Origin of the sequence: Sulfurovum sp. bin170, assembly GCF_010892395.1 — a bacterium.
In the GTDB taxonomy this organism is placed as follows: domain Bacteria; phylum Campylobacterota; class Campylobacteria; order Campylobacterales; family Sulfurovaceae; genus UBA1140.
This window is the reverse complement of the sequence record NZ_JAACKB010000450.1, coordinates 1-5187: the sequence shown is the minus strand read 5'-3', so window position 1 is coordinate 5187 and position 5187 is coordinate 1. Positions and strand designations below refer to the sequence as shown.

The 5187-nt window shown below is 35.7% G+C and carries 7 protein-coding genes; 5 read left to right on the top strand and 2 right to left on the bottom strand.

What is annotated here, in order from left to right:
- From GSY74_RS10580 to GSY74_RS10570, 3 genes are all read left to right on the top strand, one after another.
- A partial coding sequence (locus GSY74_RS10580; protein ID WP_164665097.1) for a YhcG family protein occupies positions 1 to 828 on the top strand: 828 nt, incomplete at its 5' end.
- 51 nt (positions 829 to 879) lie between these two features.
- Entirely contained in the window at positions 880 to 2016 is a 1137-nt protein-coding gene (locus GSY74_RS10575) for an aminoacetone oxidase family FAD-binding enzyme (protein WP_164665095.1), read from the top strand.
- Between the two features lie 33 nt (positions 2017 to 2049).
- Positions 2050 to 2772 (top strand): alpha/beta fold hydrolase, encoded by a 723-nt coding sequence (locus GSY74_RS10570; RefSeq protein WP_164665094.1) that lies wholly within the window; start codon positions 2050 to 2052, stop codon positions 2770 to 2772.
- A 34-nt stretch (positions 2773 to 2806) separates the two neighbouring features.
- On the opposite strand, the gene GSY74_RS10565 is transcribed toward GSY74_RS10570, so the two are convergent.
- Together GSY74_RS10565 and GSY74_RS10560 are read right to left on the bottom strand one after the other, a co-directional pair.
- On the bottom strand, positions 2807 to 3190 hold the full coding sequence (locus GSY74_RS10565; protein ID WP_164665092.1) for a class II SORL domain-containing protein: 384 nt from the start codon (positions 3188 to 3190) through the stop codon (positions 2807 to 2809).
- An 80-nt stretch (positions 3191 to 3270) separates the two neighbouring features.
- Positions 3271 to 3705 carry a heme-binding domain-containing protein gene (locus tag GSY74_RS10560; protein ID WP_164665090.1) on the bottom strand — a complete coding sequence of 145 codons (435 nt, stop codon included), beginning with the start codon at positions 3703 to 3705 and terminating at the stop codon, positions 3271 to 3273.
- Between the two features lie 99 nt (positions 3706 to 3804).
- On the opposite strand from GSY74_RS10560, the gene GSY74_RS10555 reads away from it, so the two are divergent.
- Together GSY74_RS10555 and GSY74_RS10550 are read left to right on the top strand one after the other, a co-directional pair.
- On the top strand, positions 3805 to 4374 hold the full coding sequence (locus GSY74_RS10555) for an outer-membrane lipoprotein carrier protein LolA (RefSeq protein WP_164665089.1): 570 nt from the start codon (positions 3805 to 3807) through the stop codon (positions 4372 to 4374).
- 3 nt (positions 4375 to 4377) lie between these two features.
- Positions 4378 to 5031 (top strand): hypothetical protein, encoded by a 654-nt coding sequence (locus GSY74_RS10550; protein WP_164665087.1) that lies wholly within the window; start codon positions 4378 to 4380, stop codon positions 5029 to 5031.
- Positions 5032 to 5187: the final 156 nt, after the last annotated feature.

Below are 5187 nucleotides of genomic sequence, written 5' to 3'. Positions count from 1 at the left end.
GTAAGTAATATAAAATATATGAGACAATGGTATCAATTTTTTTCAAAAAGCCAACAACTTGTTGACCAATTAGAAAATGAAAAAAGTCCACAAGTTGTGGACGAAATTTTTCAGATACCTTGGGGACATAGTATTGCTATTATTACAAAAATCAAAGATATAGAGATAGCAAAATTCTATATTGAAAAAACCATAGAAAACAGTTGGTCAAGAGAGACACTTCGTCAGCAGATTGAAAATCAATTATACATAAGAGAGGGGAAAGCCATTACTAATTTTAGTAAACAACTTCCCTCTGTTCACTCTGATTTGGCTATCCAAATGCTAAAAGACCCTTATAAATTTGACTTTTTGACCCTGCGAGAGAGACATGATGAGCTAGAACTTGAAGATGCCCTGATGGAACATATGACAAAGTTTTTGTTGGAGTTGGGGCAAGGTTTTTCATTTGTCGGGCGACAATATGGGCTTGAGGTAGGTGGTAAAAAGTTTAAAATAGATTTGCTTTTTTATCATATTAAGCTCTACTGTTATGTGGTTGTTGAGTTGAAAACAGTTGATTTTAAACCTGAGTTTGCAGGGAAGTTGAATTTTTATATTTCAGCTATTGATGGTGAAGTAAGAGGGGAGAGAGACAATCCAACTATAGGGATTTTGATATGTAAATCTAAAAATGATACGATAGTGGAGTATGCTCTGAAAGATATAAACAAACCTATGGGTGTTAGTGAGTATCAGCTTACTCAGGTTTTACCTAAAGAGTTTAAATCTTCTTTGCCTACTATTGAGGAGATAGAGGAGGAGTTTGATGATAAATATGGAAAATAATCAAACCCAAAAACTAACCCAAGCCAAATCAAAATTAATTGGAGAGATTTTATGTTTAGAACAGATATAGTTATTATTGGAGCAGGGGCTAGTGGATTGATGTTGGGGGCTTTGATGCCTGACAGGGATTTTGTGATTATAGACCATAATCCAAATGTTGGGGCAAAGATGCTTGTCTCTGGTGGTGGACGATGTAATATTACCAATGATAAGCTGAAACCCAAAAATTATCTTGGAAATCAGAGGTTCGTGCGAAATATTATTAAGAGATTTGACCAAAATCAACTTCTCTCTTGGCTTGGTCAGAGGGGGTTAGTGCCACAGATGCGTAAAAATAATCAATACTTTTGTAAAACTTCTGCCAAAGAGATAGTTGATTTACTCAAAAGAGAGATAGATAGAAAAAAGTTTCGATTGGATACAAAAGTAGAGAGGGTAGAAAAAAAGGATGGGCTTTTTGAGGTCTACAGTAGCAGAGGAGTTTTTCAAGCCAAACAGGTGGTGGTAGCATCGGGTGGTCTTAGCTTTCCAAAACTTGGGGCAACTTCAATAGGTTATGATATTGCTTCATCGTTTGGTCACACTATTCATACGCTAAAAGCTGGGTTGGTTGGTTTTACTGTTCAGCCAGAGCAGTTTTTCTTTAAGTTGCTATCAGGTATCTCTACAGAGGTCAAGATTAGGGTAGGGGAGAAGGAGATAGAGGGTTCTTTGCTATTTGCTCACAAGGGTATCTCTGGTCCTGCTGTTTTGGATGCTTCGCTATATTGGGAAAAAGGGAAAATCTCTATAGATTTCTTGTCAAATCTAAATATAGAGCAGTTGAAGATGTCAAAGAGGAATATCTCTAATATATTGGGGATACCTAGCCGTGTTGCCAAAGCTTTTTTGGTAGAGTTGAAGATAGAAGATAAAAAGGCAAATCAGCTAACTGCTAGTGAGTGGAGAGAGATAGAGGGGTTAAAAGAGTACTCATTTGCACCAGCAGGTTCGTTTGGTTACTCTAAAGCAGAAGTTACCAAAGGTGGCATAGATAGTGATGAGATAGATGCCAGTTCTATGATGAGTAGAGAGGTTGAGGGTCTATATTTTGTAGGTGAAGTTCTTGATGTAACTGGTGAGTTGGGTGGATATAACTTTCAGTGGGCATTTTCGACTGCTTTTGTATGTTCTAAAGCAATAATGTAATAAACTTATACAATTCAATAATAAAGTAGAGTTATGGCGATAAAAGAGATTACCTATAAGAAGCAGTTGTTCAAGCTTAGTTATGAGATGTGTAACCCAAGTGCCAAGATGGGGATTTTGGTTCTACATGGTTGGGGAAGCAACAAAGAGATTATGAAACAGGCTTTTGATAAGAAGTTTAGTGATTATCGTATCACCTATCTTGACCTACCAGGGTTTGGTGGCAGTAGTAATAATATGATTCTTGATACAGAAGATTATGCCTATATCGTGAGACTTTTTATCAGAGCAGTTGGGCTAAGCCCAAAGGTCATTATGGGTCACTCTTTTGGTGGTAAAGTGGCTACACTACTCAATCCTGACTATCTAGTACTGCTCTCATCGGCAGGGATAAAGACTGTTAAGCCGTGGTCAGTTAGAGTCAAAATTGCAACTTTTAAATTTTTAAAACCACTTGGGATGAAAAAGATAAGAGAGCTGTTTGTGGCTCCTGATGCCCAAGGGATGAGTCATGAGATGTATGAGACTTTCAAAAATGTTGTTGATGAGGATTTTGAGGCAAGATTTTCTAAATATAAGGGAAAAGCTCTGCTATTTTGGGGAGAAGAGGATACGGCGACACCTCTCTATACAGGGGAGAAGATACATGAATTGATAGAGGGAAGTAAATTTTATCCTCTTGATGGTGACCACTTTTTCTTTTTGCAACATGCTCGGTTTATTGCTGATGAGGTTATTACAGTAACAAAAGATTAATGAATCAAAACTATTGTTACTTGCAGAAAGAGTTTTAGTTTACAGCAACATTCACTTGTGTACCTTCCCAGATACCATGTTTAGTACAGTAACCATGAGCTACCAATTTAAGTTTTTTTCCTGTTGGGATGATTGTAAATGTAGTAGTATTGTGAGCTTTTGTATTACCAAGAGCTCCTGGAATATAAGTCGCTTGAGCTAATTTTGTCTCACCATTGAAAAGAGTTACAGACTCGATGAAGTGGTCAAAATCATCAGGGTGAGTATACTCGTTACCCATCTTTACAGTCACTTCAAATGGCTCACCTGCTGTTGCAGTATCAGCACAGTGAATAAATGGTGAGTGTCTGTCGATAAGGTCTTTTTTTGCTTCTCTATCTACTTCGCTAATATCTACATACTTGTTAATTTTTGGCATGTTATTTCCTTTTATTTGTTTTGATAATGCTAGTATAGCGTAAATAAGTTTAAATAGGATAAAAATTATCCGATTTGATTTTATTTCAGATCTTCTGCTAACTTTTCTGCCCATTTAGTTAATATTTTTTTATCACTCTCACTAAGTTTTGCATCTTCATGTAGCCATAGATAGTCAGGAAGAGGCATCCGAATCAGTAGTGATTTTGGAAGTTTATCCATAACCTCAAACTGTTTAGCTCTGTCATAACTTTTCCATATGGAGAAGTTTACTACTCTTCTGCCATCTTTGACATGGTCTTGGGTGTACCATGAGAGAGGGGCTATTTGGGAGTACCAAGGATATACAAGAGAGTTTGAGTGACAATCATAACAGGAGCGTTTTAGTATCTCCATAATTTTTTTTGGAGTCTCTATCTCATTCTTAGTCTCTAGAGTTAATGTTGCTGGTACATCCATTCGTATAGATTGGATAAGTATAAATGGGATAAAAATCCATAATAGTGTTTTTTTCATTTTGTAATCATATCAAATAAAAATATAAAGATAGAATTTTTACTTAAAATCAAGTCTCTATTTGATATTATTTAATAATTAACTAAGGAATTATTAAAAATGAAACTAATCTTCACAATATCTATTATGGCTATGGCTCTAAATGCAGATATGGCACTACCTAATAACTTTGAAACGGATTTCAATCAAACCATTACAAATGATAAAGGTAAAGCCATAGAATATAGTGGCAATGTAAAGTTCAAACAAGAGAAGACCATCTTGGTCAATGAGTCAGGCTCTGAGACAGAGATAAGCTCTAAACTTTTTAAGTGGAACTACAAGAGTCCTACTCAAAAAGAGGTCTGTACCGATGGGCTTCAACTCATAGTAATAGACCATGATTTAGAACAGGTATCGAGGTATCTTATAGATGAGGGCTTAGACCTAGAAGAGGTTCTAAAGGTTGCCCAAAAGATTAGCAAAAAGGATTACAAAGCACTCTATAGAGAGGTGGAGTATCTCATTACAGTTGACGATAATGAGAAGTTAAAAAAGATTTTTTATACAGACAGTCTTGATAATAGAGTTAGAATCCTTTTTGAGAATATGAACTATGATATTAAACCATTTGATGATAGAGGCTTGGAGTGTGAGGAGCCAAAAGATTATGATATTATAGAGGGCTAGATTTTGGATAAAGTATTTGCAAACTTTCAGATGGATGCAGAGTTTTTTATCTTGATGAGTCTCTTTTTCTCTATCTCACTTCTGATTACAATTATTATCGTCTATTTCTTGGCAAAGGTCAATGCACTCAATACTATTTTGGATCAAGCCAAAGAGATAGATGAGGCGAAGATAGCAAGAATATCTCTATTGGAAAATGAGCTACAAGAGGAGAGGATAAAGAGTGCAGATTTAAGCAGAGAATTACTCTTTATTCCAAAGAACGAAGAGAGGCTCAAAAATGCTTTGAAGAGTGTGGAGAGTCTCCAAGAGGAGCTAAAAGAGGAGTCAAAAGCACATATAGAGTCTATGCATCGACTAAAGATAGATTTTAAACAACTAAGCGTTCACTATGAGTTACTCAATAACAGTTATACCAAACTTGAAGAGAGTCATAGGAAACTTCAAAATAGAAATGAGGAGTTGGTTAATGAAAACAACTCTTTTCACACTCAACTGCGAGAGTCAGAGGTGAGAATCTTTGAGCAGGAGAAGCAGAATATCGAGAAGATAGATATGATGAAAGAGCATCGTGTAGAGCTAAAAAAGTTAGCATCCAAGGTATTTGATGGTAATTCAAGAGAGTTATTGATGTCAATAACCTCCCCCAATTCTTGACGGATATGGAGGAGGCTTGATTGACTAGACTCAGTAAGAGGTTCTTTTTATTTTAAAGCTTTTTCAATAAAGTCATTAACTTGATTTGAATTAGCAGGTAAATCTCTATATTCTGAATCATCTATAAAATACTTTTTAGTTAATATAGGTTGCTAT